An 18,827-nucleotide genomic window follows, 5' to 3' on the forward strand; every position below is an offset into this window, starting at 1 on the left:
TTGCTTGCCCCATGACATGTACAATTGTATTTGCCCCCAGTGGAGGAAGCCCCCACTGATTGCTTGCTGGTAACTCTAGTGAAGCTAACCAATTAATTTTTGCCAGGTCATTTGTCCAACAATACCATCGGTAAGTAAACCATTTTGTCTTTGATATGCCCTAATGGCTGTTCTTGTCTGGGGTCCATAGATACCATCCACACCAGCACCGACACGGTGTTGTAGATATCTGACAACTTCACCGCCAGCGTGGTTAGGTCTGACTATTCGTTTAGCTAAAATCAGATTAATCGCATTCCAGGTACTTGTGTCTGCAACTCCAGTGGGTGATAGTCCGACAATATTCTGAAAATTGACTGTTGCCGAGCTTGTGGCCTGTCCCATGATGTTATCTTCTACCAAAGGCCTACCATTACTATCGGTAATTTGTAATTGGTTTAAGGTTCTCTGCAGTCTGATAACTGTAGTGTCTATATTCAACTCTTCATCTGGCACCGGATTAACAGGGGTGCTAGGCAGTTCACCCGTCAAGCCTTTGACGATGGCATTAGCAGTTGCCTCCGATTCAAAGATATTCATATCTCTTGGTGAATCAATAAAGCAGCATTCTATAAGAATGGCAGGCATCCTAGTATTTTTCAGGACATATAAGTGAGACCCACTTTTAACCCCACGATTAAAAAATCCTAATTTGACAATTTCATTTAACACCGGTTGAGCAATTTTCCTTCCAGCATCACTAGTTGCAAATACTTCTGTACCATTAGCCCGACCATTAAAAGCGTTAAAATGTATTGAGACAAAAACTCCAACTTTGTTAGTATTGGCGGTATTAATTCTTTGGAACAGTGAATTCGAGACGGAAGTAGACCTATCTGGTTTACAGACTATGACTTCATGTCCCAAAGCCCTTAACTTTGAGATAACTCTATTCCCCACATCTGTATTTAAAACATCCTCAGATTTGATCCCAACAGCACCTGTGTCTGGAGGCGAATTATGACCAATATCAATGCCAAATTTCATGTGTTGAACCTCTAGTTTTGCTTCTAAGTTCTAATTTATTCTGGTTATACTAGGCCAATTATCAGGTTGTGAACTACCTACACTGACCTGACGCTACACTGTAGGCTTCTGGTTTGATTGACAGATACCCACAGCAAAGTCTTTCAATCCCAAATCAACACCCAGGATTTTATCTCCAAGGAGTTCACTAAAGTCACCCTCTACCTCACAGAAGATGGAAGCAAAATATTTATCTGTAGGGGTCTTGCTCAGGGTAACGGTTTTGAATTTACCCTCAATTGGTCTATGAAAGACTGCCTTAATCAAACCAATTTTGGGAACTTCTAAACAATCCCCTGCAATCTTAACATTTTGGCGATATTGAATTGATTGCTTATGCTGCTTTCATTGAAATCTGGGAAACTTAGCACACCCGTCAAAAAAGTTAGCCTGAGAGGATGTTTGTCAAGTCATGATTAGTGTATCAACTATTGTTTGACCCCCCCCTCACCTTTCCCTTTATAAGGGAAAGGTGACTGGATTTTATTGTTTTTTGTGTGTTCGGTGTGTTCCCCATTCCCTGTTCGGTGTGTTCGGTGTGTTCGGTGTTCCCTAAGATAAAAATTACCTGTTGAAAACTTATCAAACATCCTCTTAGCCTTGTTTAAACTGTCTCGGATTAACCTCTCAAGCAATACAACTTGTTTCCCCGCCACCCTAGAATCTGTCAAGATTTAGCTGCGGGTGATTAAAATTGCGCTAAATTTCCTGGTTTGCTACCATACTAGGCATAAATTTGAGTTAGCATAACCTTGGGTGTTTGGAGAAAGGCGATGAGGAAAAAAAAATTGAGTCAAGCTGGGAACTCCCAAGGTAGTTCAACTCTGGGAAGATTTGAGAGTAAAAGGATGCATTTGACAACGCCAGTTTTGGCTATAGCTGGATTTTTGGCGGTGATGATCCCCAATCCCAGTGTGGCTGTTTCTAACGCTAATGATTACCGTGTCTGTACAGCTCGACTGTTGGATTTGGGACTAACTGAACAAGCTGTATCACAAGGATGTGCAAAAGCACTGCGTCCGAGAGACTTATCGGCTTGCGTGGTGAGAATTAATCAGCAAACTCAAATTAGTGCCGTAGATGCTCTCTCTTCCTGTGAGCAATCCCGGCGACCCCAAGATTTATCTACTTGTGTTGTTGATGTCAGTATTAATACCGAAAAAACCGTAGACACAAGAGTTTTAAATTACTGTATGCGTAGTTTGTTACCTGAGCGTTTCGCTCAGTGTGTGGTGGGTTTACGTAGTGTGATGGATATTGCACCTACCCAAGCAATGGATACTTGTATTGATGCCAGTGACAGTGTGAGTGGCTTTTCACCTCCATCTGCACCGCCTAGAGTTCCCACAAAATTTAGTCCTTCTTTTGAGGTCACTCCCATTGTAGATTATTGAGTAATCGAATAAATTAGCTGTATGAAGTACCCCGCCCCATGGTGGATGGGGTTCCCCTCCCCATGAAGAAAGTCAGATAATGGCATCATACAAATGCCATGAGATCAGGGATCTGTCAGTAACAAACTATCTTAATTATATCAGACATTGGTGATAAATTCACTTACCTCTAGATTAGGCGCGGGTATGCTCCCTAGCACGGAGGACTAAAAGTTAAAAGCTCTTGCTTGTGAGTTTTTTAAGTGTTTTATCCCGGTTTGATCCCGCACTGCCAAGAGTTGATACTCTCCAGTCCCCAGAGGTGGAGATTCCTGGTTTCAGGGAAGCACTTAAAACTATTTGTTCTCCCCTAGATGCCATCGCCCCCTCTAGGTGCATAAAAGCGCAGTCACTTCAGCAGCGTTGCAGCGAAAGAGCAGCCCCTACCTTTAGAGTATAGTATTCATATTTACATCCCACTGTCATAGTAAAAGGTGTTAATGCTATAACACCTCGACTATCAGTCTTCTTTTCTCCCAAAAACCATCTGCAAAATCATAGGAATCCCACCGCTTTGGTGATATTTATCCCCCCAAGCACGAATGATTTCATCCAATTCTGCCATGGCCTGATCCCATTTTTCGGATGGTATATCAAGTTCTTCTAAGGCTCGCATGGTATTTGGCCGCTGTTCTGACCAATCTTTCATCATCCGGAAATACCGGGCTGTATCTTCCACCATGATGTATGTGCGCTCTTGATCGTCTACTGGCGCATAAAAAGGACGGGTAAGAGCGTAAAAGGGCATTCCCCAAGGAGAATCAATGCGCGTGACTGTACCCGAGTATAGTAGCCGACGCTTGATATGCTCTGCTAAGGCTTCGCTCAAGGGCATTTGATGCTCCGGTGGCAATACCTCTTGCGATCGCCTGTGTAGAAATTCAATCAGATCCAAAAACTCAAGAGATGTAGTCAATTGAGCATCAGGCAGATTACTCGGTAGTTTCTGCTCAATTTGTCTTTTTTCTTCACCGGTCAAACTCGTCCCAGGTACACGAGACATCCCTGGTTGCCAGGGAAACTTTTCCATCCAAACATAAGGCAATTGAATCAGATAGCGAGGTTCTTGAGAACCTAACATCTTTAATAATTTCCCTTCTGTTAGCGCTTGTCTGACTTCCTCCACAATGATTTTTACCCTTTTCGGCTCTAGATGATGCAAGTGACCGGTCATCCGCAGATTTTGTCCTTGCTCTAGATAGGTCATGTATATCGCACATTTAGCCGCCGTTGCTGCTGCATCTAAAAATGCTCCATGCCTATGCCCACTCGTCCGCATGGCACTAAAAGCCAGATAAAGCATGATCTGATCCATGGCACTAGGGCTAAGACGCTTAATCAGATCTATGTCGTTATTCATATTACAGACAGTTGAATAGCAAGTTTACAGATTTGTTAGTCACACAGTAATAACTATTATACATCCAATTGCCGCCAGTGTCTTCAGTTTCCAGCTAATTATCCTTATTATCCTTGAATTCCCAATTTTTCGGGAGTCGCACATGATAATCGAGTGGGTATATCTGACTACAATAACTCTCGCATGGATTCAATAAGCTTCCAGCATCCGTTGGTTGTTTACAGATTTCCATTCGTGGTTGGGACTTATTTAGCCATAAGGTGAACCTGATGCCATTAGGTTCACAGGCAGCTTTGCCAAGATGTTGTAACCCTGTTGGTTAAAACTTTCAGCATTTTTTGGGAGTATAGGCAGTTGCTCTAAGGTAAAGTTATCTACCTAAAATTTAGCAGATAATTCTCAGTTCAACATACATTTTATTTTCTTAGAATATGATATTCTTTTTTGGCTTGGTTTTGTATTAATTTTATATAAAGTAATTTATTTTCAATACCCACCTCAATAGCATTAAAATGCTTAATATGCAATTATTTGTCAAGCTTCCCTGATATTTACCCAAAGATGATCATTTATAGCCTCATTAGCTCTTCGGGCTGGACATGAGCCCGAATAAATCTCTGATTCTCAGAAAGTACTATGCTAAAAAACATAAGTAAATATTAATACATATACTATATAAGTAACATCAATATATTCACTGAAGAATTCATCTGAAAATGAAAAAAGGACGACACAAGTAAGCTACGTTGGGGCATCGGGGATGTAGGCTAAAGGAGTCGTGACAGCTAGTGTGGTTTTCCCCTGGTAGTCTTGTGTCAGGTCTGGACTTTGTGTCATTTTGCCAACTAGAAAAAGTTCTAAGGGGAGGGGAGCATTTTCTCCAAACTGTAAGCTGCTACGCCAATTGTTACAAATAACACTCCCATAACTTGCACAACTGCCAAGCTTTCCTCAAGTATTAAAGCAGCAAAAACTAAAGTTAAAATTGGCACACCCGCTCCAATAATCGCTGATCGTAAAGCACCTAATTTGCGAATACCAACATTGTTGAGGACATAACCTACTAGAGTTAGAACGCCCAAAATAAAAGCAATCAAAATAAGTTCCAGCAAATTAGAAGGCTCAACACTAATATTCAAGTTTCTTGGTAAAGGTAGCATCAAACAGATAAAGGTCAACAGGAACATGGTGCTAAAATTAACTAACGTAAAAGACACTGGATGCAGTTTACTAGCACATATCCTTGTCAAAATCACGTAGCATGCAAAAGCTAAACCAGCTAAAATACCCGTGGTGCTTCCCAGATTAAAAATACTCGTACCCATGGTACTAGAACCGCCTAAAACCATTAATTCACCGCATAAAATAGCAACCATAGCAGCAAATCGGAATCCATGAGGGCGATCGCCGAACAGTAACCATGAGAGAAATCCGCTGATCATGGGGTAGACAAAGAACAAAGCGATCGCCATTCCAGTAGCTACCTGACCAATAGCAAGGTAGATCAGCACCTGAGATACAAACAGAAAACAACCACTGGCGATCGACATCTGTAAAATTCTTTGTTTCTTCAGACTACGATTCGGAGTAGAGTTACCACCTAATGATTCCACCAGAGTTTGTATATCTTGCCATACTTGTGGATGCATCATGGGAGCCAAGAGCAACATTAGTGGCACAACTACCAGCAGACGTAGCATTAAAATTAAAAATATATTTCCCAGTGTTGGCGAAATAACTCCCTGTATCTCCAAAACTCCCAAATTGTCCTGAGGTTTAAAAAACATCCACTTGATGACTATGTTGTATAGCGATGATACGACTGTTGACAACACAACCAGCAAGAAACCGACCTGGACTGGCGAAAACCTGCGGGAGCTAAGTGACCGTCGTGATGGGGGTTTTACTTCTGGACTAGTTGCTGGTTCAGAACTAAGGGTTTTAGTCTTGGGTTCAGATAAAGTACTAGTTAATAAACTCGATTCCGTCACCTCTGGTGGTGATGGGGTTTCAGGTTCCAAAGCTTCCGTACTAGTTAATAAACTCGATTCCGTCACCTCTGGTGGTGATGGGGTTTCAGGTTCCAAAGCTTCCGTACTAGTTAATAAACTCGATTCCCTCACCTCTGGTGGTGATGGGGTTTCAGGTTCCAAAGGTTCCGTACTAGTTAATAAACTCGATTCCCTCACCTCTGGTGGTGATGGGGTTTCAGGTTCAGACACATCTCTATCGGGTAGAGAATTTGGTTTAGTCCCTAGAGATGATATTGTGTTCGACGATAAACCTAGTGTAGAAAGATCAATATTGTTACTTTCTGATAAATCTCCAGTAGAACTGGGGTCGCTGCTGCTAGTCTCGATTACTCCTGACTGTAAATGTGTCTGAGAAGAACGGGGTAGCTGTGACTCCGATGGGTGTAAAATGGCAGGAGGTGATGCTTTGACTGCTGATATAGAGATTTCCTCCATGGTTTTGACCAGTTCAGCACGCAGATGATTAATCAACTCCTGTGCCATCACTTCCCCTTGCTGCTGTTGGCTCTGCACTTGAGACAACTGTTGAGAAAGATGATTTTGATAACTTTTCAGATCCTGTTGTAAGGAGTTAAGGCTAATAATCAGGGTATCATTCAAAGTAGCAAGCATCTGTTCAACATTCTGACTGTTGTTCCCTGCTGACTGAATAGCAGGTGTTTCCTGAGAATCACCTTCTACTGATTTGCGAGCTAAACTGGCCAGTGATAATTGCAGTTGCGAAGATATATGTTTTGCTAAGGCTTCTGATAACTGACGGATTAACACTTGCTGTTCGGTGATTTGCCGTACCTTTTGTAAGTGTTCTTTTTCCTCTAATAACTGCTGAATTTCGTCAGATAAACGACTTTTATCCGCCTGAAGCCGTTTTATTTCTTCCTGTAAGGATCTGAGCACATTTTGCTGGAGACTTTCTAAGTCCTCCACTACAGCCCATAAAGCTGTCTCTGCTGCTCTGGATAGATCACCTCTAACTCGCTGGTTGTCTGGTCGCTTCTCAAATCGCCCCATTAGCTTCTCACCTCTAACACCTGGAAGATAAAGCTCCTTTTTGTCAACTGGCTTGGTACTCATACTCAGTTTCTGGATTTTGTCAGACTGGCTGAAAACTTTCGTAGAAACTGTAGACCTAAAGGTAATTTTGTCATGCTGAGTGCCCGGTTGGCAAAGTATCTAAATTTATTTATTTACATAACAGCCATACTATACTCTGTTATCTTCACTATCACAGAACTGCTTTTCATGACAGACTTATCTAAATTAACGGTTCTCTACGGAGAATTGATGACAGAAAAACATCATACCGCATATAAATACTGTTTTTTTAGCAGTAACAGTAATTCCTAACAACTTATGAGTAAGTATATTAAGACCACAGTATGAAAAAAGTTATGGGCTTGTATGTTAATTTTGTCTGAATGTATCTTGTGTGATAAGTCACATTATTAATATCTATTAAACTCGTAATCACCAGAAATTCCCAGTATAATTATCCTCTATAAACTATTTTAATCAATTAACTGTTATTCTGCAAAAACACATTCTGCTTTTGGCGTTGTAGCAACATGAGTTTGAGGTAGAAGGTAGATAAGTATCATTTGATGAACATAAATAAAGAATAATATATAGGACTCCTATTTGATTTTTGAACAAGACTCAGTACAAACGGCAATTCTTCTTACCTGTTACCTGTTCCCTATTCCCTGTTCCCTGTTCCCTACCTAGACAAATCAATTCAGAAATCAAAACGGATTTCTATATATTATAGGAATACTATATATTATAGGAATACAATCCTGGCTGTACTAAAGATGACAGCGCTCAGGATTGCAGTCACTGGAATTGTAATTATCCATGCAACTGCGATATCTTGTAAAGTGCGAAATTTAATTGATTTGGTATTTTGCACCATTCCAATACCAATCACACCGCCAACAAGAGCATGGGAGGTGGATACAGGTAAGCCTAACCGAGAGGCTAGCAGGATGGTAGTAGCGGTTGCAAGTTCGGCACAAAATCCACTACTAGGTTGTAAAGAAATTATATTTTCGCCAATGGTAGCAATTACCTTTTCACCCCACACAGCTAAACCGGCGACAATACCAGCACCACCAAGGATTAGAATCCAGATGGGGATGGTGATGCCATTAATAGGTACGCTACCAGTGAGATTAATATAGACGATAGTAGCTAAAGGAGCTATGGCATTACCCACATCATTAGAACCATGAGCAAAGGCGACAAAGCAAGCACTGAGAACTTGAAAGCGAGCGAATAGGCGTTCTACTTCTCCTCCCTGTGCTGCTAACTGTCGCCAACTAATGACCGTGAGTGCAACAGCTGCAACAGCACCTGTAAATAAGGGAATGTCATAACTGGGTAGGTTTAAACCTACTTGCTGATTTAAGTAGTTGGTCAGGGGTTCCGTTAAGGAAGGGAGAACAATTACACCGAATATAGTCAGTATAATTACACTCAACCAGGGAATCCACTGTTGCAGCTGTGCTATTGAATTTGGTTGTTGTAAAATCCAGTGCTTAATTTGACTGTAGAATAAAGCCGCAATGGCACTACTAATAATTGGTGTGCAAATCCAGCCGATGCTGACTAAGCCAATGGATGACCAATTAATTGCACTTCCTCCCCCAGCTACCCAACTAAATCCGGCGATCGCACCGACCACTGCATGAGATGAAGCTACAGGTAGACCGCGAGAGGTAGCAATTTGCAGCCACAAACCACAGGTAATTAAGACTGTGACCATACCAGTTATGTAAATTTCTGGTGTAGCAGTGAATAAAGCAGGATGAGCAATTTTCGTGGCTAAGGTTTGGGATACTTCATGCCCAAATAATACAGCGCCCGTAAACTCTAAAATTCCAGCAATAATTATTGCTTGTTTTAGGGTGATAGCTTTGGATCCTACAGAGGTTCCCATGGAGTTGGCGACATCATTAGCGCCGAGATTCCAGGCGACGTAAAAGGCTAGTAGGGCGATGAAAATTAAGGTAATGGACATTTAGGTAGGGGGTAGATGGAAAGAACACAGCGATTGTGTGATCAATCAATAGCAAGGGACTATCCTCAAATCACGAGCAGCGCTATAAATATTTTCTGCTGTTATCTTGTTTGCCCGGATTACGGATAAATTAAAATTTTGTATGTTTCTGGTGTAGGTGCGATCGCTTGTGCTACGGCTGCTGATAAATCTTGTAATGGATAGCGATCGCTAATCAAGGCTTGGACATCGATACGCCGATTAAACACAATATCCGCTGATAAACCCTGAAGCCGATAGGATGAACTGTAACTACCCATCAAGTCAATTTCCCGACGGTAAAGAATATTCGGGTTAATGGGAATTTCTACTTGATCGGGAAATTCGGCGAAGAATAGGATTTTACCACCTTTGCGGGTACATTCCAAGGCTTGAAAGAAAGCCTTATCACTGGGAACCGCTAAGAGAGTCACATCAACGCCCATCCCCCCAGTCAAGGCGTGAATTTTCCCTGGTAAATCAGGATCCCGCGCATCAAAAGCCGCATCTGCACCCACATTCAGGGCTTTCTCAATTCTCGATGGTAATAAATCAGTGGCGATCGCTTTCGCCCCAAAATACTTAACCAACATGACAAACATTAACCCAATCGGTCCTGCACCTGTTACTAGAACAGTTTGTCCCGGAGCAATTTGGGCTTTTTTCACAGCTTTGAGACAGCAGTTAGTCGGTTCTACAAAACTCGCCTCTTCAAAGCTGATCTCATCGGGAATGGGAATTAACCCCCCATTTTGGACAATATGTCCTGGAACCTTGACATACTCAGCAAAACCGCCACCGCTAGGATTAAATCCGGCTGTGGTAGAGATATTTTTATAGACATCGCACATAGAGAAATTATCATTGAGGCAGTAGGAGCAACGCATACAGGGGATATGGTGCATCACCGCTACCCGTTGTCCTACTTGCCAAGATTGTACCTGAGAACCTACAGCGGCAATAGTTCCGGCTGTTTCATGACCAAATATCCGCGGTGGTGCATACAAAGGATAACGAATTTTTTTAATATCTGACTGACACAACCCCACAACTCTCACCTGTACCAGCACCTCATCCGGTTCTAGGTTCGGGACTGGGATTTCTTCGTATGATAGTTGATTGACACCTCTAAATACTTGTGCTTTCACCTTTGTTTTTTCCCACTCATCTTTATTAGATTTAACATTTAGTCGAGCTGAAATAATCAACTGTCATCCTCCCTTTTAAGATTAAATTTTCCCAATGAAATAAAATCATGAAAAATTGACCGAGGTGGAGTGATGGTTCATCAGACATATACAGCTGATGTCTTAGTTGTAGGCGGAGGAACTGGGGGAACTGCGGCGGCCATTCAAGCAGCAAGAAGGGGAGCAAAAACCATTTTAGTCAGTGAGTTTCCTTGGTTAGGGGGAATGCTCACATCCGCAGGGGTATCTGCACCCGATGGGAATGAGTTAATGGCTTTTCAAACTGGCTTATGGGGCGCATTTTTACAAGAATTACGGCGGCGACAGCCGGGGGGATTAGATAATAGTTGGGTGAGCTTTTTTAGCTATGATCCCGGCATTGGAGCCAAGATTTTTACTGATTGGGTGGAAGAATTAGAGAATCTGCATTGGATTTCTGGACAGGTACCAAAAGAAGTATTGCAGCTGGGGAATTGTATAACTGGTGCGCGGTTTGCCGACTTCACAGTTACTGCCAAGATAATTCTTGACGGTACAGAATTGGGGGATTTATTGGCTTTAGCAGAAATACCTCACCGTTGGGGCTGGGAATTACAATCTCAGTGGGGAGAAAGCAGCGCCCCAGCGGATTTTAATTATGTCACACAAAGGTATCCGGTGCAAGCCCCTACTTGGGTGGTAGTGATGCAAGATTTTGGTGAAAGTATTGCTCCGGAAATTATCCGATCCCCCAATTATGATCCGGCCTTGTTTGCCGGTGCTTGGGATAATTATGGGGCTGAGAAGTTCTTAAATTATGGACGTTTGCCGGGTGGTCGATTTATGATCAACTGGCCTATATGTGGTAATGACTATGGCGAAGGTGTAGGAAGATTAATCGAATCAGAAGCAGATAAAAAAGAATTTTTACAAGAATGTCGCTGGCATAGCCAAAATTTTGCTCATTTTATCCAAAAAAACTTGGGTAGGCGCTATGGTTTGGCTAAGTCAGTTTTTCCGGGTAACTGTGGTGCTTTTGCCTTGCATCCTTACTACCGGGAAAGTCGCCGCTTGGTGGGGGTAACTACTGTGGTAGAACAGGATATTTTACCCATGTCTGGGGGTAGGGTCGCCCCTTTGTGTGCCGATACCATTGCTGTGGGTAATTACGCTAACGACCATCATTATCCTGGATTCAATTTACCACTGCAACCTAAATCTATATGCTGGGGGGGGCGTTGGACTGGTACACCCTTTACTGTTCCCTATGGGTGCTTGATCCCCAGAATCACAGATGGTTTATTGGTTTGTGAAAAGAATATTTCTGTATCTCACATTGCCAATGGTGCTACTAGATTACAACCTGTGGTGATGGGTATTGGTCAAGCTGCGGGAATGGCTGCAGCTATGTGTGTGGAGTTGAATTGTCAGCCGAGGGATTTACCTGTGAGACAACTGCAAATTGCTCTGTTAACAGACTTGCAAGCGCCTGGGGCTATTGTACCTTTATTTAATTTAGATATATCAGCCCAAAATCCTGCATGGATAAATTGGCAATTGTATTATTTAAATCAACCTCAAGCCTATCCATTCAGTGGAAATTACCCTATTTACTTAGAGAGTAAACAAGTGTTAACACACAGTGTAAGTTGTTTTACAGGTATTTTTCAGGGGCGAAATCAGCAGGATTACCAATTTACCATGACAACACCAGATGACTATGATGGTCAAACTTGGCAGATTGTGACCTTGCGATCGCCCATAGAGGAAAAACTACAAAGGTTAATAGATGGGCAACCCCTAACTATTTGGGGTCACTTAAATCATGCTGGTTATTGGTTAATAGCTGAAGAAGTGGACATATCCTAAACTGATTTTTTTTTCAGTAAAGCTGACTACCTTTTGAGGATTTTTCCGGAAACTCTACCAGAAAAACAGTAGTATTAGTCAGAGAGTCCTAAAATAAACATCTATTATGGGAGCTACGATTTCACTTTTGGTTCCGAGTTTGGTTTTCAGTGTATTAGCTGTTAGCTACCAGGCAAAGGCAAATCTCTCATCTGAGATGTTGTTATTTTCTTCTAGTTCGCAACAGTTCTACTCAGATTCATCTGCATATCAAGCGCGAGCTAATGACCGAGAAAAACCCATACCACACCGGGGTAGTGGGCGTATCAATAGCATAGAAGAGCAGGGTATTGATGGTTGACCGAAGAGTGGCCTATCTGTTCGGTCAGAAGTGAAAAGCACCCGGATCAAATCCTCAACAAGCCTGCGGTAATTGTCTGGTAGGGGTAAATACTGAATGATGGGATGAAGCGCTGATATGTATGTATACGGAGTGACTCTGAAGTTCAGAGTCACTTTTAAGTATGTTACCAGATAATCTGGTTAAGGCTGGAGAACTTACTTTTTGGCTTCAGCAATGGGAACCCACTCAGTGTGGAATGTTCCTTCCTTGTCAAGACGCTTGTAAGTATGTGCGCCGAAGTAGTCCCGTTGCGCTTGAGTGAGATTTTGAGGTAGGCGATCGCGGCGATAGCTGTCAAAATAATCCAAGGATGCACTAAAAGCAGGTACTGGGATACCCACTTTTGCAGCTGTCATAATCACTTCCCGCCAAGCATCTTGTCTGTCGAGAATAGTTTGCTTAAATTCGGGAGCCAACAACAGATTAGGTAATGCAGGATTTTCGTTAAAAGCCTTCTTGATTTTATTTAAGAAGCCAGCACGAATAATACAGCCACCTTTCCAAATCCGAGCCATTTCACTCAGAGTCAAATCCCATTTATAAGTCTGGGAAGCTGTAGATAACAGCGCCATACCCTGAGCATAAGAACAGATTTTAGAACAATAAAGAGCATCACGCACCTTATTGACAAAATCCTTCACATCCCCATCAAACTTAGCACTAGGACCTGTGAGGCTCTGAGATGCTGCTACCCGTTCATCTTTAATAGAAGACATAATGCGGGCGTTAACTGCTGCGGTAATTGTGGGAATAGCCACACCCAATTCCAAAGCAGTTTGTACAGTCCAACGTCCAGTTCCCTTTTGACCAGCTGCGTCAACAATTAAATCTACCAAGGGTTTCTTGGTTTCGGGGTCAACGTAAGGGAAAATATTAGATGTGATCTCAATCAAAAAGGAATTAAGTTCATCGGTGGTGTTCCACTCAGTGAACACCTCATGTAACTGACTTGCACTTAACCCAGCCACATTTTTCAGCAGGTCGTAGGCTTCTGCAATTAACTGCATATCACCATACTCAATACCGTTGTGTACCATTTTGACATAATGGCCAGAACCACCAGGGCCAATATAGGTTACACAAGGGCCATCATCGACTTGGGCGGCAATCTTGTTTAAAATTGGGGAGAGATATTCATAGGAGCTGGGTGTACCACCAGGCATAAGTGAAGGGCCATTCAAAGCGCCTTCTTCACCGCCACTCACACCCATACCAATAAACCGCAGTCCCACAGGTTCTAATTCCTGAGTCCGGCGTTCTGTATCTTCAAACCAAGAGTTACCACCATCGATAATGATATCGCCTTCATCTAGTAAAGGTTTGAGTTGGGCAATTACTGCATCTACTGGCTTACCAGCTTGCACCATCACCAGGATTTTGCGGGGGCGTTCTAATGATGCAACAAATTCTTCTAGGGTAAAGGCGGCTTTGACGTTCCTTCCTGGTGCACGCTGCGCCATAAACGCGTCGGTTTTTTCTCTGGAGCGGTTATAAACTGCAATTGGGAAGCCATTACGCTCGACGTTAAGAGCTATATTTTCACCCATTACGGCTAATCCAATCACACCAAAGCTTTGTAGTGTCATAAATTATGTTTGGCTAACTCTTGCAGATCCTTTTATCTTTAGGGTAGACCGAGATTTTGGCTGATCTCCTAAAGAAGACCTTAAGACTTGAATAAACAGTGAGAATCTATAATTAACACAAGGAAATAGTTGTTGCAACTCTCAGTATTCCAGTCAATTTTGTATACTTGTTACTTAAGTACAAAATCAGGAAATGACAATGTTAACTAAACTCGGGGAATTCCCCATCAGCTGATGGGGCGGGGTAGTTGATTAAATCAATTTCTTTCATATAGAGGATGAGTTAACCCTCTCCATTGCTTTAGACATAGTAGAAGGTCAACAAATCAAAAACAGTCAGGACAGCCTATATGAATGAATCCTTACAGGCACTACCATTATTGGTGTTACTGGTGGGTATAGCAATTGCGATCGCCATTTTCATCAAGTCTGGTTTAGAAAGCATTGGTGTTCCTGCTTTGGTTGGCTATTTAGTAGTAGGATTTGTCCTGCGCCTGATTGATCATCAATGGCATATCCTTTCCCCAGAGGGAGAAGAAATTTTTGACTTCTTGGCAAAATTAGGCATCATTATCTTACTATTCCGAGTGGGATTAGAAAGTGACCTAGCCGGACTAATCCGCCAACTTTACCGTGCCAGCATCGTCTGGGCGGGTGATGTTTTAGTGAGTGGCTCACTTGCTTTTGTTGTCTGCTACTGGTGGCTGCAACTAAGTTTAATTTCCAGTTTGTTTGTCAGTACTGCCATGACCGCTACCAGTGTAGGGGTAGCCGTTGGGGTTTGGCAGGAACAGAAAGCGACAGACTCCCCCAACGGTCAGCTAATGCTAGATGTAGCCGAAATGGATGATATTTCCGGTGTGATTTTGATGGCATTGCTGTTTGCGATCGCACCTATGTTAGAAGAGAGTGCCAACGGTTCTATCTTACCCGTTATAGTTAAAACAGCAGGAGGTTTCTTGCTGAAATCTATATTATTTGCCACTATCTGTTATGTATTTTCCAGGTATTGTGAGGAGGCAGTTACAGTTTTTCTCAGGAGAATAGAAAAACCCCCAGATCCAATGTTGACTGTTGCCAGCATTGGATTCATGATTGCTGCGATCGCTGGTTTATTGGGATTTTCCGTTGCCATCGGCGCATTCTTTGCTGGACTCGTGTTTAGCCGCGACCCTGAAGCTGTCAAATTAGATACTTCATTCAGTACACTTTATGAATTTTTTGTGCCGTTTTTTTTTATTGGTATCGGTTTGCAAATTGAACCTAACGCCTTAATAACGGCTTTCGGTCTGGGTGGCGCTCTGTTAATTGTAGCCGTACTAGGTAAAATTATTGGTGCTACAGTACCTGCTGTATTTATGAGTGGATGGGTCGGAGCGACATTACTAGGTGTGAGTTTGGTTCCCAGAGCCGAAATTACCCTAATTATCATGCAACGAGGTCTATCATTAGGAAATTGGGTAATTTCTCCACAGGTATTTGCTGCTATGGTTGTTGTATGTGGTTTGACTAGTGTCGCCACGCCTCTGATTGTGCACCGAATGTTGGAGCAATGGCCACAAACACAAACAGGAGAATGATGACAAAAATGGGTTTAAAACCCCTGATGCAATAAGGAGTAACCAAAAATGCTGGCATATATTCTAGCTTTTGTGGTTGGACTAGGTAGTTTAGCCATTTATATAACAGCTTTCTTGTTTCCGGAAATCCACCGTAAAAATGATTTTATCTGGAGTGGTGTGGGACTTTTCTATGGTTTAGTGTTATGGGTGTTTGCTCCGCACATTTCTGGAGGCTTATTACTGGGTCATATAGCTAGCGTCGCTCTGTTAGTTTGGTTTGGGTGGCAAACTTTTTCATTACGTCGCCAAGTCACCCCCCAAACAGCACAAACCCCAGTCCCCAGTGCTGAAACCATAAAAACTGGGATTCAGGAGCAAATAACTAAGTTATCTCTCCCAGATAGGCTGGCTCAGGTACAACAAAGTATTAGTAAGATATTTAGCGGCGCACAAGACAAGGGACAAGAGGCGATCGCCCAGAAAACCCCTGAAACTCCTAAGATGGAGCCAACCAACTCTACACCACCCCAGAAACCTCTAGTAGAGATTATTGATAAAACTGCGGTGACACCAGACGCACCACCAGCAGAACAAGTTCCAACCCAGGAAGTCCCAGAACCAACTCCACCAAATCCCCCACCTGCGGAAATGGTAGCTGCAGCACAACCTGAGACGGAAGAAAAACCATCGCTTCCTGCTGAGGAAATTGCACCGGATGCAGCACTTGCGCCCCCTGCGGAAGCGCCAGTAGAACAAATACCACCTACTAATCAAGCTGGTTGACTTGGATTAAACCCAAAACATGAAAGCTTCTAAGCTTTCGTGTGCTGGGTTTTACTTCATTTGTTTAAATTTATTGCTACTGGTAACTATCGAGTTTTGTGAGAACTAAAAGCAAATAATATCATTAATTTACAGCAGATTTCATCTGAGTAGATACAAGGGCGGGCAAGATGCCCACCCCACAAGATTTATGATATTAAGATGTGTACTTTATTTAAGTGCTACTACCTCTAGTAATTTGGGTGTATTTTGATTCATTTTGGCTCATCTTCCTGTATAAAAAAATAGTTAGAGTAATTTCTTAATTCAAAACTCTGCTATACTATAGTACAGATGAATTACAAGCATTTAAAATAATTAAGCCAAATTAATAATTATCAGGTTAAATAATCATGTCTAGTACACACACAGGTATTGAGTGGACTGATAAAACTTGGAATCCCACAACTGGGTGCGATAAAGTTAGTCCAGGATGTTTACATTGCTACGCAGAGGCTTTGACTAAACGGTTTCCTAATAATTTTAGAAATGGATTTAATTTAACTTTACATCCCGACAGGTTGGTAGAACCTTTAAAGTGGAGAACCCCTAGCAGAATTTTTGTCAATTCCATGAGTGACCTTTTTCACGAAGAAGTACCTCTAGATTTTATACAAAAAGTATTCAAAGTTATTGAGGCTACACCTTGGCACATATATCAAATCTTAACAAAAAGACCTGAACGTTTAGTTGAGTTAGCACCTAATTTACAATTCCATAAAAATATATGGTTGGGTGTATCCGTAGAAAATCAAAATTATGTCCACCGCGTTGATTTGCTGCGTCAAGTTGCTGCAAATGTCAGGTTTCTTTCATGTGAACCACTTTTAGGTTCATTGAACCTGAACTTAAAAAATATTGATTGGGTTATAGTTGGGGGAGAGTCAGGACAAAAACATCGTCCTATGAAAATTGAGTGGGCTGAGGATATTCGTGACCAATGTCAAAAATCTGAAGTAGCATTTTTCTTTAAGCAAGTTGGTGGAAGAACTTCTAAAGCTGGTGGTAAGTTACTAGATGGTAAAATCTGGGATGAAATGCCTAATGCTTGGCAAAAACACCATCAACAATGGGGTGTATCTCCACAGAAATTAAGAGTTAAAAAAGAAAGTTTAGGGCTTACTGCTTAGGTGGAAATGTCACTTTAACTGTATCTCCAAAGGTAATTTCTCCTTTGTATTTTCGTCTTTTATTAGCAGGTGGTTCTGCTGTGATTTTTCCTTGGGATTCGAGATTTTTCAGAGCGGCTTTGTAATTCTTCTTAATGTAGCGTTTACCTACATTATGCTGTAGATAAATTTTTTCCATGGTGATTGTTTTTCCTGCAAATTCATCTAAGAGCATTTGTTCTAATTCATCTAGAGGACGACTAAGTTCAAACAGCAATGGTTGTATAGAAGTAGCTGGGTTATATTCAAAAGATGGTACGCCTTGATTTTCTTCAGAACTCTCTTTAGCCATTATCTCTTTCATTATTTCATATCCCTTGAATTCCTTACTGACGAAAATTAAATGATGGCTTGTACGATTTCCGTTTTCATTTTTAAAACAAAAGGGTAAAACATACTTACCACCCATTTCTTGCAGAGCTTCGCATATAGCCTCTAAGATTGTTAACTCCCTTTCTCCTGGCTTGAGTGCTTGTAGTTGTAAACGTAGTTTATCTGCTCTTGTTTTTCCAAATAGTGCATTTATATGTTCTTCAACTAATGCATTACCTAACCCCATGCTAATCCGATTGTAATTAAAAAAGAAAAGGCAATCACAGCCCCAGTTTCTGACGACTGAGTTGATAAGTTCTAATGACAATCCTTTGTATCCCCAAGGATCTACAAAGAATAATGTAGGAACTAAATTTAGCTGTTTAAATGTTTGAACAATATTTTCTCCTACTTCGTAATTGATGACGTTAGGTTGATATTTTAAGTTTTGAATACCAGGAATTGCATTGATAGCTGATTGCAGAGAATTAGTATGCTGAGAATTAGCATCATTAAATAATGTCTTCAGCATATTTCGCATATCTGGGTCAGCAATTGCGGTTTCTAAAACTTTGATTGGTGTTGATTTAGAACCATTTTCATATCTACCAGGTCCAGCAAAAAGGTCGATGTAGGCAATTTGAGAACCTCTTTTTTTTGCATGTGGTATAATTACTTTCGCCCAAGCCGGTAGATATTTTTCTACAATTCTGGCTTTAATTAAAGATTGCTCTGTCTGTTCATCAAAGAAGGAATCACCAGCCATACGTAATTACTCTATGTCAAACTAGTAAATATTATAATATATAAGTTATTAATAGATGTCTAAAAAATAATGCAGTTTATTATTGAATATGATATATAGCAATCCTAAATGATTCATGAACAATTTCTGTTCCCTGTTCCCTGTTCCCTGTTCCCTTTCCTCACTGATAATTTCTCAAGTCAAATAGGATGACTATAGTTTGACTTGTTGCCAAGGTTGCAACTAATATTTTAAGAAAAGTAGCAAGAAAGCTAGGTTTAGACCT

General features: G+C 41.5%; 14 protein-coding genes. 7 read left to right on the forward strand and 7 right to left on the reverse strand.

Annotated features, from left to right (window positions below):
* Positions 1-84: 84 nt before the first annotated feature.
* The gene (locus tag PN457_RS16455) at positions 85-1,026 is read right to left on the reverse strand and encodes an N-acetylmuramoyl-L-alanine amidase (RefSeq protein ID WP_271734572.1); all 942 of its coding nucleotides are present in this window, start codon (positions 1,024-1,026) and stop codon (positions 85-87) included.
* An 812-nt stretch (positions 1,027-1,838) separates the two neighbouring features.
* On the opposite strand from PN457_RS16455, the gene PN457_RS16460 reads away from it, so the two are divergent.
* Both PN457_RS16460 and PN457_RS16465 read left to right on the forward strand, forming a co-directional pair.
* Positions 1,839-2,459, forward strand: coding sequence for a hypothetical protein (locus tag PN457_RS16460; RefSeq protein ID WP_271734573.1), 621 nt, complete (start codon positions 1,839-1,841; stop codon positions 2,457-2,459).
* 229 nt (positions 2,460-2,688) lie between these two features.
* The gene (locus PN457_RS16465) at positions 2,689-2,898 is read left to right on the forward strand and encodes a hypothetical protein (RefSeq protein ID WP_271734576.1); all 210 of its coding nucleotides are present in this window, start codon (positions 2,689-2,691) and stop codon (positions 2,896-2,898) included.
* Between the two features lie 60 nt (positions 2,899-2,958).
* Here PN457_RS16465 and hetR read toward each other — a convergent pair whose 3' ends face one another.
* The 4 genes from hetR to PN457_RS16485 form a co-directional block, all read right to left on the reverse strand.
* Positions 2,959-3,858 (reverse strand): heterocyst differentiation master regulator HetR, encoded by a 900-nt coding sequence (hetR, locus tag PN457_RS16470; RefSeq protein WP_271734578.1) that lies wholly within the window; start codon positions 3,856-3,858, stop codon positions 2,959-2,961.
* A gap of 857 nt (positions 3,859-4,715) precedes the next feature.
* Positions 4,716-6,902, reverse strand: coding sequence for an EamA family transporter (locus tag PN457_RS16475; RefSeq protein ID WP_271734610.1), 2,187 nt, complete (start codon positions 6,900-6,902; stop codon positions 4,716-4,718).
* A 769-nt stretch (positions 6,903-7,671) separates the two neighbouring features.
* Positions 7,672-8,910, reverse strand: coding sequence for an inorganic phosphate transporter (locus tag PN457_RS16480; protein WP_271734579.1), 1,239 nt, complete (start codon positions 8,908-8,910; stop codon positions 7,672-7,674).
* A gap of 119 nt (positions 8,911-9,029) precedes the next feature.
* A complete protein-coding gene (locus PN457_RS16485; RefSeq protein ID WP_271734612.1) occupies positions 9,030-10,076 on the reverse strand; it encodes a zinc-dependent dehydrogenase in 1,047 nt (348 codons plus the stop codon).
* 132 nt (positions 10,077-10,208) lie between these two features.
* On the opposite strand from PN457_RS16485, the gene PN457_RS16490 reads away from it, so the two are divergent.
* Positions 10,209-11,963: an FAD-dependent oxidoreductase gene (locus PN457_RS16490; RefSeq protein WP_271734580.1), complete on the forward strand. Its 1,755-nt coding sequence runs from the start codon at positions 10,209-10,211 to the stop codon at positions 11,961-11,963.
* 106 nt (positions 11,964-12,069) lie between these two features.
* On the forward strand, positions 12,070-12,303 hold the full coding sequence (patX, locus tag PN457_RS16495; protein WP_271734583.1) for a heterocyst-inhibiting protein PatX: 234 nt from the start codon (positions 12,070-12,072) through the stop codon (positions 12,301-12,303).
* Between the two features lie 197 nt (positions 12,304-12,500).
* On the opposite strand, the gene gndA is transcribed toward patX, so the two are convergent.
* The gene (gndA, locus tag PN457_RS16500) at positions 12,501-13,931 is read right to left on the reverse strand and encodes an NADP-dependent phosphogluconate dehydrogenase (protein WP_200987492.1); all 1,431 of its coding nucleotides are present in this window, start codon (positions 13,929-13,931) and stop codon (positions 12,501-12,503) included.
* 350 nt (positions 13,932-14,281) lie between these two features.
* Here gndA and PN457_RS16505 point away from each other — a divergent pair, with 350 nt between their 5' ends.
* The 3 genes from PN457_RS16505 (at position 14,282) to PN457_RS16515 (ending at position 17,445) form a co-directional block, all read left to right on the forward strand.
* On the forward strand, positions 14,282-15,511 hold the full coding sequence (locus PN457_RS16505) for a cation:proton antiporter (RefSeq protein WP_271734585.1): 1,230 nt from the start codon (positions 14,282-14,284) through the stop codon (positions 15,509-15,511).
* Between the two features lie 48 nt (positions 15,512-15,559).
* Positions 15,560-16,276, forward strand: a complete 717-nt coding sequence (locus PN457_RS16510) for a Ycf66 family protein (RefSeq protein WP_271734586.1) — start codon at positions 15,560-15,562, stop codon at positions 16,274-16,276.
* Positions 16,277-16,668: 392 nt separating this feature from the next.
* A complete protein-coding gene (locus PN457_RS16515; protein WP_271734588.1) occupies positions 16,669-17,445 on the forward strand; it encodes a DUF5131 family protein in 777 nt (258 codons plus the stop codon).
* Here PN457_RS16515 and PN457_RS16520 read toward each other — a convergent pair.
* Entirely contained in the window at positions 17,435-18,562 is a 1,128-nt protein-coding gene (locus tag PN457_RS16520) for a three-Cys-motif partner protein TcmP (RefSeq protein WP_271734589.1), read from the reverse strand. The genes PN457_RS16515 and PN457_RS16520 overlap by 11 nt on opposite strands.
* Positions 18,563-18,827: the final 265 nt, after the last annotated feature.

Source organism: Anabaenopsis arnoldii (assembly GCF_028331025.1).
Taxonomy (GTDB): Bacteria; Cyanobacteriota; Cyanobacteriia; order Cyanobacteriales; family Nostocaceae; genus Anabaenopsis; species Anabaenopsis arnoldii.